The 18,006-nt window shown below is 72.4% G+C and carries 18 protein-coding genes and 1 riboswitch; of the genes, 16 read left to right on the top strand and 2 right to left on the bottom strand.

Annotated features, from left to right (window positions below; translation table 11 throughout):
• From C1J01_RS33170 to C1J01_RS33180, 3 genes are all read left to right on the top strand, one after another.
• The coding region (locus C1J01_RS33170) for a phosphatase PAP2 family protein (protein ID WP_146615811.1) at window positions 1–618 on the top strand (618 nt) is incomplete at its 5' end.
• 44 nt (window positions 619–662) lie between these two features.
• Window positions 663–1,328: a ribulose-phosphate 3-epimerase gene (rpe, locus tag C1J01_RS33175; RefSeq protein ID WP_111182919.1), complete on the top strand. Its 666-nt coding sequence runs from the start codon at window positions 663–665 to the stop codon at window positions 1,326–1,328.
• 78 nt (window positions 1,329–1,406) lie between these two features.
• Window positions 1,407–2,168, top strand: coding sequence for an oxygenase MpaB family protein (locus C1J01_RS33180; RefSeq protein ID WP_235854833.1), 762 nt, complete (start codon window positions 1,407–1,409; stop codon window positions 2,166–2,168).
• A gap of 106 nt (window positions 2,169–2,274) precedes the next feature.
• Here the strand turns inward: C1J01_RS33180 and C1J01_RS33185 are convergent, their stop codons facing one another.
• Complete coding sequence (locus C1J01_RS33185; RefSeq protein ID WP_146615812.1) at window positions 2,275–4,956, bottom strand: RICIN domain-containing protein; 2,682 nt, start codon at window positions 4,954–4,956, stop codon at window positions 2,275–2,277.
• 219 nt (window positions 4,957–5,175) lie between these two features.
• A riboswitch (FMN riboswitch) is annotated at window positions 5,176–5,306 on the top strand.
• 105 nt (window positions 5,307–5,411) lie between these two features.
• On the opposite strand from C1J01_RS33185, the gene ribD reads away from it, so the two are divergent.
• The 10 genes from ribD to C1J01_RS33235 are packed head-to-tail and all read left to right on the top strand — an operon-like array spanning window position 5,412 to window position 13,566.
• Complete coding sequence (gene ribD / locus C1J01_RS33190; RefSeq protein ID WP_235854834.1) at window positions 5,412–6,512, top strand: bifunctional diaminohydroxyphosphoribosylaminopyrimidine deaminase/5-amino-6-(5-phosphoribosylamino)uracil reductase RibD; 1,101 nt, start codon at window positions 5,412–5,414, stop codon at window positions 6,510–6,512.
• Complete coding sequence (locus tag C1J01_RS33195; protein WP_111182922.1) at window positions 6,512–7,102, top strand: riboflavin synthase; 591 nt, start codon at window positions 6,512–6,514, stop codon at window positions 7,100–7,102. The genes ribD and C1J01_RS33195 overlap by 1 nt, the downstream gene beginning before the upstream one ends.
• Window positions 7,099–7,758 (top strand): nicotinamide mononucleotide transporter family protein, encoded by a 660-nt coding sequence (locus C1J01_RS33200; RefSeq protein ID WP_111182923.1) that lies wholly within the window; start codon window positions 7,099–7,101, stop codon window positions 7,756–7,758. The genes C1J01_RS33195 and C1J01_RS33200 overlap by 4 nt, the downstream gene beginning before the upstream one ends.
• Entirely contained in the window at window positions 7,755–8,972 is a 1,218-nt protein-coding gene (locus C1J01_RS33205; RefSeq protein WP_111182924.1) for a bifunctional 3,4-dihydroxy-2-butanone-4-phosphate synthase/GTP cyclohydrolase II, read from the top strand. The genes C1J01_RS33200 and C1J01_RS33205 overlap by 4 nt, the downstream gene beginning before the upstream one ends.
• The gene (gene ribH, locus C1J01_RS33210) at window positions 8,969–9,436 is read left to right on the top strand and encodes a 6,7-dimethyl-8-ribityllumazine synthase (protein WP_111182925.1); all 468 of its coding nucleotides are present in this window, start codon (window positions 8,969–8,971) and stop codon (window positions 9,434–9,436) included. The genes C1J01_RS33205 and ribH overlap by 4 nt, the downstream gene beginning before the upstream one ends.
• A 19-nt stretch (window positions 9,437–9,455) precedes the next feature.
• Window positions 9,456–9,908: a PH domain-containing protein gene (locus C1J01_RS33215; protein ID WP_235854835.1), complete on the top strand. Its 453-nt coding sequence runs from the start codon at window positions 9,456–9,458 to the stop codon at window positions 9,906–9,908.
• Between the two features lie 45 nt (window positions 9,909–9,953).
• Window positions 9,954–10,856: an AAA family ATPase gene (locus C1J01_RS33220; RefSeq protein ID WP_181449092.1), complete on the top strand. Its 903-nt coding sequence runs from the start codon at window positions 9,954–9,956 to the stop codon at window positions 10,854–10,856.
• Window positions 10,849–11,925, top strand: a complete 1,077-nt coding sequence (locus C1J01_RS33225; RefSeq protein ID WP_111182926.1) for a vWA domain-containing protein — start codon at window positions 10,849–10,851, stop codon at window positions 11,923–11,925. The genes C1J01_RS33220 and C1J01_RS33225 overlap by 8 nt, the downstream gene beginning before the upstream one ends.
• Window positions 11,918–13,009 carry an XdhC family protein gene (locus C1J01_RS33230; protein WP_111182927.1) on the top strand — a complete coding sequence of 364 codons (1,092 nt, stop codon included), beginning with the start codon at window positions 11,918–11,920 and terminating at the stop codon, window positions 13,007–13,009. Before C1J01_RS33225 ends, C1J01_RS33230 begins: the two co-directional genes overlap by 8 nt.
• Window positions 13,006–13,566: a nucleotidyltransferase family protein gene (locus C1J01_RS33235; RefSeq protein WP_111182928.1), complete on the top strand. Its 561-nt coding sequence runs from the start codon at window positions 13,006–13,008 to the stop codon at window positions 13,564–13,566. Before C1J01_RS33230 ends, C1J01_RS33235 begins: the two co-directional genes overlap by 4 nt.
• Here the strand turns inward: C1J01_RS33235 and C1J01_RS33240 are convergent.
• A complete protein-coding gene (locus tag C1J01_RS33240) occupies window positions 13,552–14,439 on the bottom strand; it encodes an endonuclease/exonuclease/phosphatase family protein (protein WP_111182929.1) in 888 nt (295 codons plus the stop codon). The genes C1J01_RS33235 and C1J01_RS33240 overlap by 15 nt on opposite strands.
• A 93-nt stretch (window positions 14,440–14,532) precedes the next feature.
• Between C1J01_RS33240 and C1J01_RS33245 the strand changes: the two genes are divergently transcribed.
• From C1J01_RS33245 to C1J01_RS33255, 3 genes are all read left to right on the top strand, one after another.
• Window positions 14,533–15,573 carry an LLM class F420-dependent oxidoreductase gene (locus C1J01_RS33245; protein ID WP_111182930.1) on the top strand — a complete coding sequence of 347 codons (1,041 nt, stop codon included), beginning with the start codon at window positions 14,533–14,535 and terminating at the stop codon, window positions 15,571–15,573.
• 196 nt (window positions 15,574–15,769) lie between these two features.
• On the top strand, window positions 15,770–17,053 hold the full coding sequence (locus C1J01_RS33250; protein WP_111182931.1) for a dicarboxylate/amino acid:cation symporter: 1,284 nt from the start codon (window positions 15,770–15,772) through the stop codon (window positions 17,051–17,053).
• A 165-nt stretch (window positions 17,054–17,218) separates the two neighbouring features.
• A partial coding sequence (locus C1J01_RS33255) for a serine/threonine-protein kinase (protein WP_181449094.1) occupies window positions 17,219–18,006 on the top strand: 788 nt, incomplete at its 3' end.

Here is an 18,006-nt window from a genome sequence, read left to right on the forward strand (position 1 = left end):
GGGTGGTGGGTCGCCGGAGGGGTGATCGCGCTGGTGTGCCTGAGCCGGGTGTACCTGGGGGTGCACTTCATCTCCGACGTGGTGGTCGGCGTGCTGCTCGGAGTGGCCGTGCTGCTGCTCGTCGCGAAGGCCGAGCGGCCCGCGGTGGCGTGGTGGCGGCGGCGGAGCCTGGGGGCGCAGCTGGGCGTCTCCGTGGCCCTGTCGGGCGCGCTGATCGGTGCGGCCCTGCTGGCCAACGCCCCGTACGCGGGATGGCTGCGGCCGCGGGCGTGGGGGCCCGCGGGCGTGATCGATCCCGAGAGCCTGGAGACCGTCGTCGTCATGGCGGGCGTGCTGCTCGGCACGCTGGCCGGCGCGTCGATCATGTACCGGCTGGGATGGTTCGACGCGGGCGGGCCGCCCGCCGTGCGCACCGCGCGCTGGGCGCTGGGAATGGCGGTGGCGGTGCTCATCTGGTACGCCGAGCGCGACCTGTTCCCCGAGAGCCTCGCCGCCACCTACGCCAGTTACGCCCTGCTGACGCTGTGGGTGCAGGTGGGCGCGCCGTTGCTGTTCATCAGGCTGGGCCTGATGTCGCCGGCCGGGCGGCGGCCCGTTCACCACGAGGTCGCGAGGTAGCCTGCGCCGCCGGGGCCCGCGGGATGTCAATAGACTGAGCCATCATGGCCGTACAGATCTCGCCCAGCATCCTCGCCGCCGACTTCGCCCGGCTGGCCGACGAGGCCGCCGCCGTGCCCAACGCCGACTGGCTGCACGTCGACGTCATGGACTACCACTTCGTGCCCAATCTGACGCTCGGCCTGCCCGTGGTGGAGGCGCTGCGCAAGGCGACCGCGACGCCCCTCGACTGCCACCTCATGATCGCCGACCCCGACCGCTGGGCGCCGCAGTACGCGGAGGCGGGGGCCGGCAGCGTGACCATCCACGCCGAGGCCGCCAAGGCCCCCATCCGCACGCTGCGCGAGATCCGCTCGCTCGGCGCCAGGGCGGGCCTCGCGCTCAACCCGGCCACCCCCGTCGAGCCGTACGCCGACCTGCTCGGCGAGATCGACATGATGTTGCTCATGACCGTCGAGCCGGGCTTCGGCGGCCAGAAGTTCCTCGACGTCGTGCTGCCGAAGGTGCGCCGGGCCCGCGAGCTCGTGGAGCGGCACGGCGGCCGGATCTGGCTGCAGGTCGACGGCGGGGTCGACGCCGGCACCATCGAGCGCTGCGCCGAGGCCGGGGCCGACGTGTTCGTGGCGGGCAGCGCCGTCTACGGCGCCTCCGACCCGCAGGCCGCCGTCGACGCCCTGCGCGCCGCGGCCAATCGTACGCTTGCTACATGAACCCCCGCCCGTCCGGGTAGTTCCTCACGTATGGGCGACCATGGGATTTTCGGTCCCCGCTCGGTGACCTGGCGGGTGATGGGCGAGCCGATCCTGCTGGTGGGCGGCATCCGCGCGCTCCTCATGCAGGGGCTGCACCCGCGGGCGATGCGCGGCGTCCTGCAGAACTCCGCGCTCCTCGACCCCAACGAGGCCTGGTCGCGGTTCGTCCGGACCTCCGAGTTCGTCCGGGTCCGTACGTACGGCAGCACCGAGGAGGTCGAGCGCGCCGGCCGCCGGGTCCGCAAGATCCACGCCACGCTCACCGCCCACGACCCCGACACCGGCGAGACGTACCGACTGGACGAGCCCGACGCGCTGCGCTGGGTCCACGTGGGCGAGGTCGACTCCTACCTGTCGGTCGCCCGGCGCGCCGGGGTGCGGCTGAGCGACGACGAGGCCGACGCGTTCGTCGCCGAGTGGCGGCGGGCGGCCGAGGTGGTGGGGCTGAAGGCGGACGAGGTGCCGGGGTCGGTGGCCGAATTGCACGACTACATCGAGGCACAGCGGCCGGGGCTGCGGTTCGTCCCGGAGGCGTCCCACCCGCTGCGCCTGTCGCTCAACGCGCCGCTGCCGCTGCTGCTGACGCCGCTCAAGCCCGCGCTGCCCGCGCTGACGTTCCTGTCGTTCGAGACGCTGCCGCGCTGGGCGAGACGTCTGTACGGCCTGCCCGCCACGCCCTTCGGCGACCTGTGGGCCACCGCCACGCTCCGCACGCTGCAAACGGGCCTCGGCCTGGTGCCCGGACAGGTCCGCTACAGCCCCGCGGCGCGCCGCGCGCAGCGCATCATGACCGCCTAGGGCCACGGCGTCGCTGCTGGGGACGCGAACAGGCCCGCCACGGCGTGACGGGCCTGTCGTCGTGAACCCGCCGGGAAGCGGGTCCTAGGGGATTGGCACTGCCGGATCAGGACGCCGCCGAGGGCAGACCGCTGGGCGCGGCCCACTTCTGGTTCGAGGCGCCGGTGCAGCTCCATAGCTGCACCTTGGTGAAGTCGGCGGTGGAGTTGCCGGTCAGGTCGAGGCACTTGTCCGCGTGCGGGTTGACGATGTCGAACGCCGGGGTGAAGTACCACTTCTGCGCGGCGCTGCCGTTGCAGTCGTAGAGCTGGACCTTGGCGCCGTCGTTGGTGGCGGAGTTCGCCACGTCGAGGCACTTGCCGGCGGTGCGGATGGAGCCGTCGGAGCTCACCGTCCACTGCTGGGTGGCGTCGCCCACGCAGGAGTAGAGGTCGACCGCGGTGCCGTTGACGGTGTTGCCGCCGGCGGCGCCGATGCACTTGCCGCTGGCCCGGTTGGTGATCGTGCCGGTCGAGCCGGCCGGGTAGTTCTTCAGCGTGGACTCGGTGCTGCCGGAGTTGGCGGCGGCGCCGGTGTTGTTGACCACGTGGGAGATGGTGCCCTTGCCGCCGAGCGAGACGGTGATCAGGCTGTGGAACTTCACGTCCGGCTTGTCCGGCACCTCGAAGGAGTGCGCCTCCACGACAGCGGGGTTCACGTTGAAGAACGCGTAGCTGCCAAGGCCCCACGCCTCGTGTTGGGTGACCGAGTCGGCCACCTTGTAGGCCGCGTAGCCCTTGGTGGCGCCGTTCATCCAGGCCGACTGGGTCGGCGGGTCGTACGGCAGCTCGTTCTGGAAGAAGTACGTCCGGCCGCCGTCGCCGTTCCAGATCACCTGGTACTTCTGGTAGTGCTCGACGAACAGGCCGTACATCGTGACGTCGTCGCCGTTGACGACCAGGCCGGTGTCCGCGGGGTTGGTCGTCCAGCCGACGGTGCCGGGGTGGTCGTTGTCGGAGTGGTCGGCCCGCCACAGCCACATGTGATCGCCGATCACGTCCGAGCTGTTGATCACGAGGCTCTGGGCGGCCTTGCCCGCGATGGGCCCGCCGATGCGGAAGTACACGTCGTGCAGCGACGTCGAGTTGTCCGCGTGGCTCGCGCCGGAGCCGGCCGGGCCGACCTGCATGAGCACCGGCGACTTCGTCGTGCCGGCCTCGATGAGCAGGCCCGCGACCTTGACGCCGTCGACGTCGGCGACCGACATGGCCATGACGCCGTTGTCCGCCTGCAGCGTGGCGAGGCCGAGGCCGAGCACCACGGTGTCGGGACGGGTCACCTTGATCGTGTCGGTGAGGTGGTAGACGCCGGGCGTGAACAGCAGGTTCTTGCCCGCCTCCAGCGCCGCGTTGAGGTCGGCCGCCGTGTTGCCCGGCTTGGCGATGAAGAAGTCGCCGATCGGGATCGAGGAGCCCGCCGTCGTGCCGGACGTCCAGCTCGCGCCCTGGGCGTCGCGCCGCAGCGCGGGCACGAACACCCGGTAGTCACCGGCCTGGTCGACGTACAGGAACGGCTTCTCCCGGATCACCGGCGTCGTGCCGACCGTGGTGTACGACGGTGTGGGGAAGGAGGTGGCGGGCGCGCCGCCCACGCCGGCGAAGACGTGGTTCCAGTTGTCGCCGGACCAGCCGCCGATCTGCGAGCCGCGGGTCAGCCACTGCTGCTGCGAGCCCGAGTTGACCCGGCCGTCGATCTTGGAGTCGGCGATCAGACCGCCGCTCGACCAGCCGCCGTCGTCGAGGGCGAGGTTGCCGCGCAGGTGCATCCGGCGGTACGGCGCGGCCTGCGAGACCGCCCAGCGGTCACTGGCGTTGGGCGGGGTGACCGACAGGTTCTCGGCGCCGCGCCAGAAGTTCTGCGTGGCGTTGCCGTCGAACCAGTCGGCCTCGGCGTGCACGGTGCCGTTGATCGTGACGTCGTCGGGCGACAGGCCGAGCCCGAGGACCTGGGTGTAGAAGCCCACGTTCACGTTCACGTCGTACGAGCCCGGCTTGAACAGCAGGGCGTACCGCTGGCCGCCGAACTGGTTGCGCTCCTGCTTGCCGAAGACGCCGTTGACCGCGCTCTGCACGGTGGCGGCCGACGTCGACGGGTCGAAGACGAGGACGTTCGGGCCGAGGTCGGGCGTTCCGGGCGCCGGAGCCGGCGCGGCGGGGGCGCCCATGCTGAACGACTGCGCCGCCGACCCGTTGCAGGTGTACTGCTGGAGGCGGACGGAGTCCGCGGTCGAGGCGGCGGGCACGTCCAGGCACTTGCCGCTGAAGCGGTTGACGAAGTGGTAGAAGCCGTTCCCCTCGTCGACCGGCTTCCACTGCTGGTTGGCGCCGTTGGAATAGGACCACAGCTGGATCTGGCCGCCGTCGGAGGGTGAGACGTCCTTGTCGTCCCAGACCTGCGCGGGGTCGATGGCCGACCCGACGCGGTAGTAGCCGCTGTCGGTCGGCTGGAACCGCCAGAGCTGCGCGTCGGTGTCGTTGCAGCGGTACTGCTGGACGGCGGTGCCGTTCGCGGTCGCGGCCGCGAAGGCGTCCACGCACTTGCCGCTGTTCTTGTTCACCACGGTGGTGGAGCCGCTGGGCGGTGCGGCCATCGCCGTGACGGGCGTGGCCGTCGTGGCCGCGGTGGTCGCCGAGGCCGGTGCGGCCGTCAGGGAGCCCATGGCGGCCATGGCCGTCGCGGCCATGACGAGGCCGTACGACCGCATCCGCCGTCGCGAGGGGTGGACGTCCCTCGCGTACTCGGTACTCACAGAATCTCTCCTCGTCGCCAGGCGCCGGTACGGCGTCCATGGCGGGGGTGTTGCTCGTTCGGACGATCTCGCATGATGACAGGGCCGCGGCCGGCGTTCTGCGCACTAATACACGCTCGGCCGCCGAACCTCCGGAACGCTCTCGCCTGCGCGTACGCGGTGGAGGAGGGGCCGTCGCGGGCTCGTGGGATGGCATGGCACACTGGTATCCGAAAGAGCTAGCGTGCTCCGGGGTCGGTGAAAGTCCGAACCGGCGGTGACAGTCCGCGACCCGGCCGATGCCATCGGCCGGTTGACCCGGTGAAATTCCGGGACCGACGGTTAAAGTCCGGATGGGAGGAAGCGCGCGCGGTGTCCGGTGTCCCAGCCGGGCGCCTGACGTGGTGCATTCACGCATCACGATGATCCCCCGGGGCCCGCCGTGGCTTGGAGCTACTGGCGAGTAGGAGACCCGGGTGGAGATTCCGGCGCACGACGCCGTCCCCATGGCACGCGCCGTCGAGCTGGCCCGTCTCGGCCATGGCAGCACCAGCCCCAACCCCGTCGTGGGCTGCGTCGTGCTCGACGCCGAGGGGCGGGTCGCGGGTGAGGGCTTCCACGCGTACGCGGGCGGTCCGCACGCCGAGGTCGTGGCCCTGGCGCAGGCGGGGGAGCGGGCCCGCGGCGGCACGGCGTACGTCACGCTGGAGCCCTGCGACCACACCGGCCGCACGGGGCCGTGCAGCCGGGCGCTGCTGGAGGCGGGCGTGGCCCGCGTGGTGGTCGCCGTGCCCGACCCCAATCCCAAGGCGGCGGGCGGCGCGGCGCGGCTGCGGGCCCACGGCGTCGCGGTGACCGTGGGGGTGCTGGCCGCGCAGGCCGAGCGGGTCAACGAGGAGTGGCTCACGTACGCCCGGCTCGGCCGCGCCCACGTGACCTGGAAGTTCGCCGCCACGCTCGACGGGAGGTCGGCCGCGGAGGACGGCACCAGCCAGTGGATCACCTCGCCCGAGGCGCGGGCCGACGTGCACCGCATGCGCGCCGCCGCCGACGCGATCATGGCGGGGATCGGCACGGTCCTGGCCGACGACCCCCGCCTGACGGCCCGCCCCGAGAATGCGGGGGGCGTCGTGCGGGTCCCGCTGCGGGTCGTGGTCGACACCGACGGGCGGACGCCGCGGGACGCCCGCGTCCTCGACGACGCCGCGCCGACGCTGGTCGCGGTGGCCGACGACGCCGGCGCCGACCTCAAGGCCGACCTGCTGCGCCTGCCGCGCCGCGACGGCCGCCTCGACCTGGACGCCCTGCTGCGCGAGCTGGCCGCGCGCGACGTGGTCAGCGTGTTCCTGGAGGGCGGCCCGACGCTGGCCGGCGCGTTCGTCGCGCAGGGCCTGGTCGACCGCGTGGTGGCCTATCTCGCGCCCGCGTTGCTCGGCTCGGGGCCGGCCGCGCTCGGAGCGGCCGGGGCCGGCACGATCGGCGACCTCCACCGCCTGACCTTCGACGAAATCTCACCCATGGGCCCGGACGTACGGCTGATCGCCCGGCCCGTCCCCCACCCCGGCAAGGAGCAGTGATGTTCACCGGAATCATCGAGGAAAAAGGCGACGTGGTGGCCATCGAGCACGCGGGCGGCGGAGCCCGGCTCTCGGTGCGCGGCCCGCTCGTCACCTCCGACGCCAAGCACGGCGACTCGATCGCCGTCAACGGCGTGTGCCTCACGGTCGTGACGGTCGAGGACGACGTGTTCACCGTCGATGTGATGAAGGAGTCACTCGACCGCAGCTCCCTGGGCGCGCTGGCGGAGGGCTCGGCGGTGAACCTGGAGCGCGCCGTACGCGCCGACCAGCGCCTGGGCGGTCACATCGTGCAGGGGCACGTCGACGGCACCGCCGTGCTGCTCTCCCGCGAGCCCGGCGACAACTGGGACAATCTGCGCTTCTCGCTGTCCGAGTCGCTCGCCCGTTACGTCGCGGAGAAGGGCTCGATCGCCATCGACGGAATCAGCCTGACGGTCACGACGGTTGACGACGAAGGCTTCGGCGTGAGTCTCATCCCCACCACGCTGAAGCTGACCACCCTCGGCGAACGCCGGGTGGGCGACGTGGTGAACATCGAGGTCGACGTGATCGCGAAGTACGTGGAGAGGCTGGTGGTCAGGCCATGAGCTGGGCCGAGGCCGGATTCGACATATTCGGCACGCACGTGCTCTGGACCGACCTGGCCGGCAACATCGCCGCCCTGGCCACGGTCCTGCTGGCCATGCGCGCGTCGATGTGGACGTGGCCGGTGCAGTTCGCCGGCTCGGTGCTGCTGTTCATCGCCTCCGTCAACGCCCACATCACCGGCAACGCGCTCAAGCAGGCGCTGTTCGCCGGCCTGGCCGTCTACGGCTGGTGGGCCTGGCGGCGCGGCACGCAGGGCGGCGCGAAGCTGGCCATCCGCCCCGCGCGGTGGTGGGAGCGCTCGGTGCTGATCGGCGCCCTGCTGGTCGGCACCGCCCTGGTCGGGCTGCTGTTCTACGTGACCGGGTTGTCGTGGGGCGCTCAGGAGCCGCTGCCCAGGGGCGCGTTCCTGGTGGCGGCCGACGCCTACATCTTCGTCGGCAGCGCGCTGGCCACGTGGGCGCAGGGCAGGGCGCTGGTGGACTTCTGGATCGTGTGGGTGGCCGTCGACATCGTCGGGGTGCCGCTCGCGTTCAGCTCGGGCCTGGTGGTCTCCGGGGCCGTGTACGGGATCTTCTTCGTTCTGGTGGTGATCGGGTTCGTGAAATGGCTGCGTGAATACCGTACGGCGGCCCTGACTGTGGCGGTGGCGCGATGACGGACATCAAACTCGACCCGATCGAGCGGGCCATCGAGGACATCCGCGCCGGCAAGCCCGTCGTGGTCGTCGACGACGAGCACCGCGAGAACGAGGGCGACCTCATCTTCGCCGCGGCCAAGGCCACGCCGGAGCTGTGCTCGTTCACCATCCGCCACACCAGCGGCATGATCTGCGTGGCCATGGAGGGCAAGGAGCTCGACCGGCTCGGCCTGCCGCTCATGGTCGTGCACAACAAGGAGCGCCTGCGCACGGCGTACACGATCACCGTGGACGCCCGCGACGGCGTCACCACCGGCATCTCCGCGGCCGACCGGGCCAAGACCATCCGCACGCTCGCCGACTCCGCCACCGAGCCCGACGAGCTGGTGCGTCCCGGCCACGTCTTCCCGCTGCGCTACCGGGAGGGCGGCGTGCTGGCCCGGCGCGGCCACACCGAGGCGGCCGTCGACCTGGCCAGGATCGCCGGGCTGTCGCCCGCGGGGGCGCTGGCCGAGGTGGTCAACGACGACGGCACCATGGCCCGGCTGCCCGAGCTGCGCCGCTTCGCCGACGAGCACGACCTGGCCCTGGTCTCCATCGAGCAGCTCGTCGACTACCGCCGGCGGGCCGAGAGCATGGTCACCCGCGTCGCCGAGACGCGGCTGCCCAACGCGTACGGGATGTGGCGGGCGTACGGGTACGCCAGCGCGCTCGACGGCGGCGAGCACGTGGCGCTCGTCCTCGGCGAGCTGGGCGACGGCGAGAACATCCTCGTGCGGGCGCATTCCGAGTGCCTGACCGGCGACGTGCTCGGCTCGCTGCGCTGCGACTGCGGCGTGCAGCTCGACAACGCCATGTCGGCCATCGCGCAGGAGGGCAAGGGCGTGGTCGTCTACCTGCGCGGTCACGAGGGCCGGGGGATCGGCCTGCTGGCCAAGCTCAAGGCCTACAACCTGCAGGACAACGGCAGCGACACCGTCGACGCCAACCTCGAGCTGGGGCTGCCGGTCGACGCGCGGGAGTTCTCCAACGCCGGGCAGATCCTGGCCGACCTCGGCGTGAAGTCGGTGCGGCTGCTCACCAACAACCCGGCCAAGCTCAAGGGCATGGACGGCTACGGCATCAAGGTCCTCGGGCGCGAGCCGATGCCCGTGGCCATGAACTCCTACAACGAGCGCTACCTCAAGGCCAAGCGCGACCGCCTTGGTCACGACATCTCGGAGGCGTCATGAGCGGGGAAGGACGTCCGGGCATCTCGGTGCCCGACGCGTCGGGGCTGACGGTGGGGATCGTGGCGGCCAGCTGGCACGCCAAGATCACCGACCAGCTGGTGTCGCGGGCCGTGCAGGCGTGCGACGACAGCGGCGCCACGGCGACGGTGCTGCGGGTGCCGGGCTCGCTGGAGATCCCGGTGGTGGCCCAGGCGCTGGCCCGCCGCTGCGACGCGGTGGTGGCGCTGGGCGCGGTCATCCGCGGCGAGACGGCCCATTTCGACTACGTCTGCGACTCGGTGACCTCGGGGCTGACCCGGATCTCGCTGGACGAGGAGACGCCGGTCGGCAACGGCGTGCTCACGTGCGAGACGATCGACCAGGCCCTCGACCGGTCCGGCATTCCCGGCAGTAAAGAGGACAAGGGGTATGAATCCACCGTTGCCGCGTTGGAGACGGCCCTCCTCCTTCGAGACCTCCGCTGACCTGCGGTAGGTTTCCCTCGTGCCCGAGCTCGTCAAGCCTCCGCCCCTGCCCGTGACCTGGCGTCCCCGCCGGGGAAGGATCGTCGCCTACGGCTTCGCCGTGCTGATCGTCGCGGGGGCGGTGGTGATGGCCGTCCACATCGCCGACCCGTTCCAGCTGGCCGACCGGCTGGCGATCGTGGCGTTCGGGTGCGCGGTGGCGTACGTGCTGCATCTGCTCGGCCGGGTGCGGGTGGAGGCCGACGAGGAGGGCCTGACCCTCGTCAACGCCGTCCGCACCCATCGCTACTCCTGGCCGGAGGTCCTCGATGTGACGCTCCTGGTGGGCGACCCCTGGCCGCGCATCGACTTCACCGACGGGCGCACCATCGGCGCGATGGGCATCCAGGGCTCGGAGAAGGCGCGCGCCCGCCAGGCCACCGCCGAGCTCGCCGCCCTGATCCGCGAGCGCGGCGAAGCGCGCGAGAAGTGACGATCCCGTAGTGCCCGCGGGCCGCCGCCGACGTAGCCTGAAGGGGTGCTGGGGCGGACAATCAAGGCAACGGACATCGAGTCGCCGGCGAAGCTCATCGAGCTGCTCGACCGGCACGCCTATCTGGCCGACGAGGGGCTGGCCACGGCAGCCTTCCTCGCTCTGCGGATGGGGCGGCCGCTGTTCCTCGAAGGGGAGGCGGGGGTCGGCAAGACCGAGCTGGCCAAGACGCTGGCCGCGCTGCTGGAGGCGCCGCTCATCCGGCTGCAGTGCTACGAGGGGCTCGACGCCGCCCAGGCCCTGTACGACTGGGACTTCGCCCGCCAGCTGCTCCACCTCAAGGCCGCCGAGGCCGCCGGCGTCACCGACGTGGGCCGGCTGGAGGGCGAGATCTACGACCGCCGCTTCCTCATCGCCCGGCCCCTGCTGAAGGCGATCGAGACGCAGCCCAGCGTGCTGCTGGTGGACGAGATCGACCGCGCCGACGACGAGTTCGAGGCGTTCCTGCTCGAGGTGCTCTCCGACTTCACGATCTCCATCCCCGAGCTCGGCACGATCCGCGCCGAGACGCCGCCGGTCGTGGTCGTCACCTCCAACCGCACCCGTGAGGTGCACGACGCGCTCAAGCGGCGCTGCCTCTACCACTGGCTGGAGCATCCGGCGTTCGACCGGGAGGTCGCCATCCTGCTGCGGCGCCTGCCCGGCTGCACCGAGACGCTCGCCACGCAGGTGGCGCGGACGGCCGGGCGGCTGCGGCAGGCGGGCCTGGTCAAGCCGCCGGGCGTGGCCGAGACGCTCGACTGGACCGAGGCGCTGCTGACGCTCGGCGCCAGGGAGCTCGACCCCGGCCTGGCCGCGGCCACGCTCGGGGCGGCGCTGAAATACCGCGAGGACGTCGCCACCGTCATGGGCAACGGGCTGCTCGCAGGGCCGCAGGGTCATGGATGAGCTGGCCGCGACCATGACGGCGTTCGCCAGGACGCTGCGCGCCGCGGGCGTCGGGGCCGACCACGAACGCACCCAGAACCTGCTCAAGGCGCTCGCCCACCTCGACGTGACCGACCCGGGCGAGGTCTACTGGGCCGGGCGGCTGACGTTGTGCGCCACCCCCGACGACCTGCCCCGCTACGACCGCTGCTTCGCCGCCTACTTCGGCGGGCTGCGGGCCGCCTCCGCGCGTACGGCCACCGTGAGCGTCACCCGGCACCTGGCCGCGGACGGCGGCGACGGAGAGGCGGGCGACGACGACGGCACGGCGGCGCCCACGACCGCGAGCCGGATCGAGGTGCTGCGCCACCGCGACGTGGCCCGGCTGACGGAGGCCGAGCGCGAGGAGGTGCACCGGATGCTCGCCATGCTGCGCGCCGGCCGGGCCCGGCGGCGTTCGCGGCGGTTCGAGAGCTCCCACCGGGGCGTGCTCGACCGGCGCCGCACCATCCGCGAGGCGCTCAGGAAGGGCGACGTGGCCCGGCTGCGCCACCGCCGGCACACCACGCGCCCGCGCAGGGTCGTGCTGTTCGTCGACGTCAGCGGCTCGATGGCGCCGTACGCCGAGACGCTGCTGCGGTTCGCGCACGCGCTGGTCACGAGCGAGCCGCGGGCCACCCGCGTCTACTCGGTCGGCACCCGGCTCACCCCGATCACCGCCGAGCTGCGCCACCGCGACCCCGGCACCGCGCTCAACGAGGTGTCCAAGGCCATCCCCGACTGGAGCGGCGGCACCCGGCTCGGCGAGGAGCTGCGCGAGTTCCTCACCCGCTCCAGCGCCAGGGGCGAGATCGCGGTGATCGCCTCCGACGGCTGGGAACGCGGCGACCCCGGACTGCTGGGGGCGCAGATGGCGCGGTTGTCCCGGCAGGCGTACCGCATAATCTGGGTCAATCCTCATAAGGGGTACGCGGACTACCAGCCGCTCACGGGCGGGATGCGGGCCGCTCTGCCGTACCTCGACGACCTGGTGGCCGGGCACAGCCTGGCCGCCTACGAGCAACTCAGCGAAAGGCTCGCCCATGCGTGACGTGCTGCCGGAGATCATGGAGTGGTGGCGGTCCGGTGCCAGGTTCGGACTGGCGACGGTGGTGGGCACGTGGAGCAGCGCGCCCCGGCCGCCCGGCGCGTCCATGGCCGTGCGCGGCGACGAGGTGGTCGGCAGCGTGTCCGGCGGCTGCGTGGAGGGCGCGGTGTTCGAGCTCGCCACCGACCTCGGCGAGCCGGTCCTGCAACGCTACGGCGTCAGCGACGACGACGCCTTCTCCGTGGGCCTCACCTGCGGGGGCATCATCGACATCTTCGTGGAGCCGGTCTCGCGGGAGTCGTTCCCCGAGCTGGGCGAGATCGCCGCGTCGGTGGAGGCGCACGAGCCCGTCGCCGTGGCCACCGTCGTGTCGGGGCCGGGCCGGGTCGGCGCCCGCCGGATCATCTGGCCCGACCGCTCCTCCGGCACGCTCGGCCTGGATCGCCTCGACGACGCCGTGGACGACGACGCCCGCGGCATGCTCGCCCAGGGACTGACCGGCGTGCGCCGCTACGGGCCGCAGGGCGAGCGGCGGCTGGACGACCTGGGGGTGTTCGTGCACTCGTTCGCGCCGCCGCCGCGGATGCTGGTGTTCGGGGCGATCGACTTCGCCGCGGCGGTGGCGCGGGTGGGCAAGTTCCTCGGCTACCACGTCACGGTCTGCGACGCGCGGCCGATCTTCGCCACCGCCAAGCGGTTCCCGGACGCCGACGAGGTCGTGGTCAAGTGGCCGCACGACTACCTCGCCTCCGTCGAGGTGGACGAGCGTACGGTGATCTGCGTGCTCACCCACGACCCGAAGTTCGACGTGCCGCTGCTGGAGGTGGCGCTGCGCACCGGCGCCGGCTACGTGGGCGCCATGGGCTCGCGCCGCACGCATGAGGACCGCCTGGAGCGGCTGCGCGAGGCCGGGCTGACCGACGACGAGCTGGCCCGGCTCCGCTCGCCCATCGGCCTCGACCTCGGCGCCCGCACGCCCGAGGAGACCGCCGTGTCCATCGCCGCCGAGCTGATCCAGTTGCGCTGGGGCGGCTCCGGGCGCCCGCTGTCCACCACGCGGGGCCGCATCCACCACGAGTCGGCGTGAGCGAGGTCGCGGGGCTGCTGCTGGCCGCCGGCCGGGGCTCGCGGCTGGGCCGGCCCAAGGCTCTCGTCGAGTACGCGGGCGAGCGGCTGGTCGACCGGGGCGTGCGCCTGCTGGCCGAGGGCGGCTGCCACCCCGTCGTGGTCGTGCTCGGCGCGGCCGAGGCGCAGGTGGACGGCGCGGTGACCGTGCACAACCCGCGGTGGGCCTCCGGCATGGGCTCGTCGTTGCGCGCGGGCCTCGCCGCGCTGCCGCCGCAGGCCCGGGCGGTGGTGGTGGCGCTGGTCGACCAGCCGCTGATCCGCCCCGAGGCGGTACGCGCGCTGATCGCCTCCGGCGCCGGCCTCGCGGTCGCCACGTACGGCGGCCGGCGCCGCAACCCCGTGCTGATCGGCCGCGAGCACTTCGCCGGGGTGGCCGAGCTGGCCGTGGGGGACGTCGGGGCGCGGCCGTACCTGAAGGCCCATCCCGAGCTGGTCACCGAGGTGGCGTGCGACGCCTACGGCGACCCGGCCGACATCGACACCCCCGCCGACCTGGACCTGCTAGAGGCGGAGTGAGGCGACGGCCGCGCGGTGGTCGCTGCCCGTGGCCGGAGCCACGCCCGCCTTGGTCGCCGTCATGCCGCGGAACAGGATGTGGTCGGGCCGCGTGATCGGGAACGCGGACGGCCACGTGAAGCCGAACCCGTCGCCCGCCGCCCGCTGCGCGTCGACCAGCGGCGGCGTCAGCCCGCGCATGCCGCGGTCGGTGGTGGCGGTGTTGAGGTCGCCGAGCAGCAGGATGCGCTTGCTGCGGTCGGCGTCGATGAGCTTGCGCGCCCGGGCCAGCGTGGCGTCGCGCGAGGTGGTCTGCCCGGGCCTGGCCGAGGCCAGGTGCATGACGTAGACGGTCACCTTGCCCTTGGGGGTGCTGACGACCGCGCGCAGGGCACGGGGCCAGCCCAGGCCGATGTCGAGCGGCCTGGCGTCGCTGATCGGGTAGCGGCTCCACAGGCCGACCGTGCTGACCGGATAGCGGTATTTGAACATCTTGTTGAGTTGCCGGGCCGCCGGGCCGCCGACCGTCAGCTCCTGCGCGGCCAGCAGGTCGAGGTCTTTGGCGATCTGGCGCACGGCCTCGCCCGAGGCGTTGTTGCGCACGCCCACGTTGACCGTGCCGACCGCCAGGTCGCTGGGGCCGCCCGGCGGCGTGGCCAGCAGCGTGGAGCCGAACATCGCGGCCCACACCAGCCCCGGCACCAGGGCGGCGACGGCGGCCACGGTGGAGCGTGCCAGCGCGGCGAGAACGAGCAGCAGCGGGACGGTCAGCCCGACCCAGGGCAGCACGCTCTCCAGGACCGGCGTGAACCCGCCGAACGCGGGGATCAGCGCATGCCCCGCCAGGGCTCCGGCCACCACGGCGGAGACGATGACGACGACCCGACTCAGCACGCGATCTACGCTAGCGGCTGCCGTCCCGGCACGTGGACGCGATAACCTGTCCAGGTCGAAACGGAACAACATTCGGTTCACAGGGAGCCCGGCATGCGGATCGGTATGGCACTCAACTACTCGGGCGGTTTCAAGGAGACGGTCGCCGAGCTGGCCGACTACGAGAAGGCCGGGCTGGACATCGTGTTCGTGGCCGAGGCGTACTCGTTCGACGCGGTCAGCCAGATGGGCTACATCGCGGCCAGGACCGAGCGGCTGCAGATCGCCTCGGGCATCCTGCCCATCTACTCCCGCACGCCGACGCTGCTCGCCATGACGGCCGCGGGCCTCGACTTCGTCTCCGACGGGCGCTTCACGCTCGGCCTCGGCGCCTCGGGGCCGCAGGTGATCGAGGGATTCCACGGGGTGCCGTACACCGCGCCGCTCGGGCGTACCCGGGAGGTCATCGAGATCTGCCGCAAGGTGTGGCGGCGCGAGCGCGTCGAGCACGCCGGCAAGCACTACACCCTGCCGCTCCCGCCCGGCCAGGGCACCGGCCTGGGCAAGCCGCTCAAGCTCATCAACCACCCCGTACGCAGCCGCATCCCGATCGTGGTCGCCGCCATCGGCCCCAAGAACGTCGAGCTGACCGCCGAGCTGGCCGAGGGCTGGGAGCCGATCTTCTACCTGCCCGAGAAGGCCGCCGACGTCTGGGGCCCCTCGCTGGCCGCGGGCCAGGCCAGGCGCGACCCCGAGCTCGGCGAGCTCGACGTGATCGCGCAGGCGACCCTCGCGATCGGTGACGACGTGGCGGGGCTGCGGGAGTTCGGGCGGCCGATGGCGGCCCTGTACATCGGCGGCATGGGCGCCAAGGGCACGAACTTCTACAACGACCTGGCCCGCCGCTACGGCTACGAGAAGGAGGCCGAGCAGATCCAGGACCTCTACCTGGAGGGCAAGAAGGACGAGGCGGCCGCCCTGGTGCCGGCCGAGCTGCTGGAGCGCACGTCGCTGATCGGCAGCGAGGGCTTCGTCCGCGACCGCGTCCAGGCGCTGAAGGAGTCGGGCGTGACCACGCTCAACGTCTCGCCGCTCGGCCGGACCCACGAGGAGCGGGTGCGGCTGATCGCCACGATCAAGGAGATCGCCGGGTAGATCCCGGGAATCGTCCTACCTTCACGGGTGTTGAAGGAGCTCGTGAGGTTCATCCCGGTGTCCGTGCGGCTCGTCGAGCGGTTGCACATCGACCTGTGCCGGTGGCGCGGGTCGCTCTGTCGCTGACCGCTTCCGCACCGACCCCCGACCTCACCTGGGTGTGCCGCGGCATGCCCACGTTCCGAAAGCTTTCTTCGTGAAGAGATTCTCCTTCTCCCTGCAGTTGCTGCTGGGCCTCGTGATCGGCGTCGCGCTCGGCTTCGCCGCCCGGCTCTGGGACGTCGCCTGGCTGACCCAGACCCTCACGCACGTCGGCCAGCTCTTCGTCCAGTTGCTCAAGCTCGCCGTGCCGCCGCTGGTGTTCACCGCCGTGCTGGTGAGCGTGGCCAACCTGCGCAACGTCAACGGCGCGGCCCGCCTGGCGTCCAAGACGCTGATGTGGTTCCTGATCACCGGGGCCGTCTCGGTGGCCTTCGCCATCGGGCTCGGCCTGCTCATCGACCCCGGCCGGGGCGTCACCCTCGACACCGGCACCGCCGCGGCCCCCGAGCGCGCGGGCTCCTGGCTCGGCTTCGTCACCGGCATCGTGCCGACGAACGTCGTCACCGCCTTCACCGAGGTGAACGTCCTGCAGATCGTCTTCCTCGGCGTCGTGCTCGGCGCGGCGGCCCTGGCCGTCGGCGAGAGGGCCGAGCCGTTCCTGAACCTTGCCCGTTCCGTGCTGGAGCTGGTGCAGAAGGCCCTGTGGTGGGTCATCCGGCTGGCCCCGATCGGCACCGCCGGCCTGATCGGCAAGGCCGTGTCCACGTACGGGTGGGACCTGCTGGCGCCGCTGGCCAAGTTCAGCGCCGGCGTGTACATCGGCTGCTTCGTCGTGCTGCTGGCCGTCTACCCGACGCTGCTGGCCGTCTGGGGCAAGGTCAGCCCCGTGCGGTTCTTCCGCAACGCCTGGCCGGCGATCGAGCTGGCGTTCGTCTCGCGCTCGTCGGTCGGCACGCTGCCGCTGACGCAGCGGGTCACGATCCGGCGCAACGGTGTGGACGCCGACTACGCCTCCTTCGCGGTGCCCTTCGGCGCCACCACCAAGATGGACGGCTGCGCCTCGGTCTACCCGGCGCTCGCCGCGATCTTCGTGGCGCAGGTCTTCGGGGTGCCGCTCGGCGTGGGGGACTACCTGCTGATCGCGTTCGTCTCGGTGATCGGCTCGGCCGCGACGGCGGGCCTGACCGGCGCGACCGTCATGTTGACGCTCACCCTGAGCACGCTGGGGCTGCCCCTGGAGGGCGTCGGCCTGCTGCTGGCCATCGACCCGATCCTCGACATGATGCGCACCGCGACCAACGTCACGGGGCAGATGGTGGTGCCGGTCCTGGTGGCGCGCTCCGAGGGGCGTCTGGACACCGCGGTGTTCAACGCGCCGCCGCAGCCGCTCGACGACGCCCCGGCCGCCCCGCGCGTGCCGCAGCCCGCCGCCGCCTGACCCGCCGCCGTACCCACCGCCGGATGAAGGGGAGCCGGTACGCCCGGCTCCCCTTCATCCGTTTGGCATGTCGAGGGCCTGGGGCGGCCGATCCGGGGCGGTGGGGTGCGCAGCGGGCCTATGGTGGGTCGGAAAACTCCTGATATTCGAGTAATTGGCGGGGATATGTCCGACGCGACGCCGTCCTTGGTCGCAGACCGGTACCGACTCGACGAGCGCATCGGCAGCGGGCCGATGGGCGAGGTCTGGCGGGGGTACGACACGCGCGCCGACTGGGTCGTGGCCGTCAAGGTGCTGCGCGCCAGGGCGGCCGGTGCCGCCACCCGGGAGATGCTCAGGCAGCACGCCCAGGCCGTGGCCAGAGTGATCCACCCGAACGTGGCCATGGTGCTGGACGTCGGCGACCACGACGGGGCGCCGTTCCTGGTGATGGAGTTCCTGACCGGGCTCAGCCTCGGCGAGGAGCTGGCCGCGCGCGGGCCGTTGAAGATCGTCGAAGTGTGCGACCTGATCGGGCAGGCGGCGGCCGGGCTCGACGCCGCCCACCGGGCCGGGGTCGTGCACGGCCGGGTCGATCCCGGCAGCTTCCGGCTGGCCGCGAGCGGCGTGCTCAAGGTCGTCGGCTTCGGCATGGACGAGCGCGAGACCGCGCGGGACAGCAGCCGCTACGCGGCCCCCGAACGCGCCGCCGGGCAGGCCGCCCAGGTGCCCGGCGACTTCTACGCCCTCGGCTGCGTCTGCTACGAGCTGCTCTGCGGGCGCCCGCCCTTCGAGGGCACGCCCCAGGGGCCGCCCGCGCCGCCGAGCACGATCAGGCCCGAGGTGCCCGCCGAACTGGACCGGCTGGTGCTGGCCATGCTGGCGGAGGACCCGGCCAGGCGGCCGGCGAGCGGCGAGGTGATCCGGCGGACGCTCGCGGCCATCGCCCGCCCGCGCCCCGCCGCCCCGATGAC

Source organism: Nonomuraea aridisoli, from assembly GCF_003236395.1.
GTDB lineage: Bacteria > Actinomycetota > Actinomycetes > Streptosporangiales > Streptosporangiaceae > Nonomuraea > Nonomuraea aridisoli.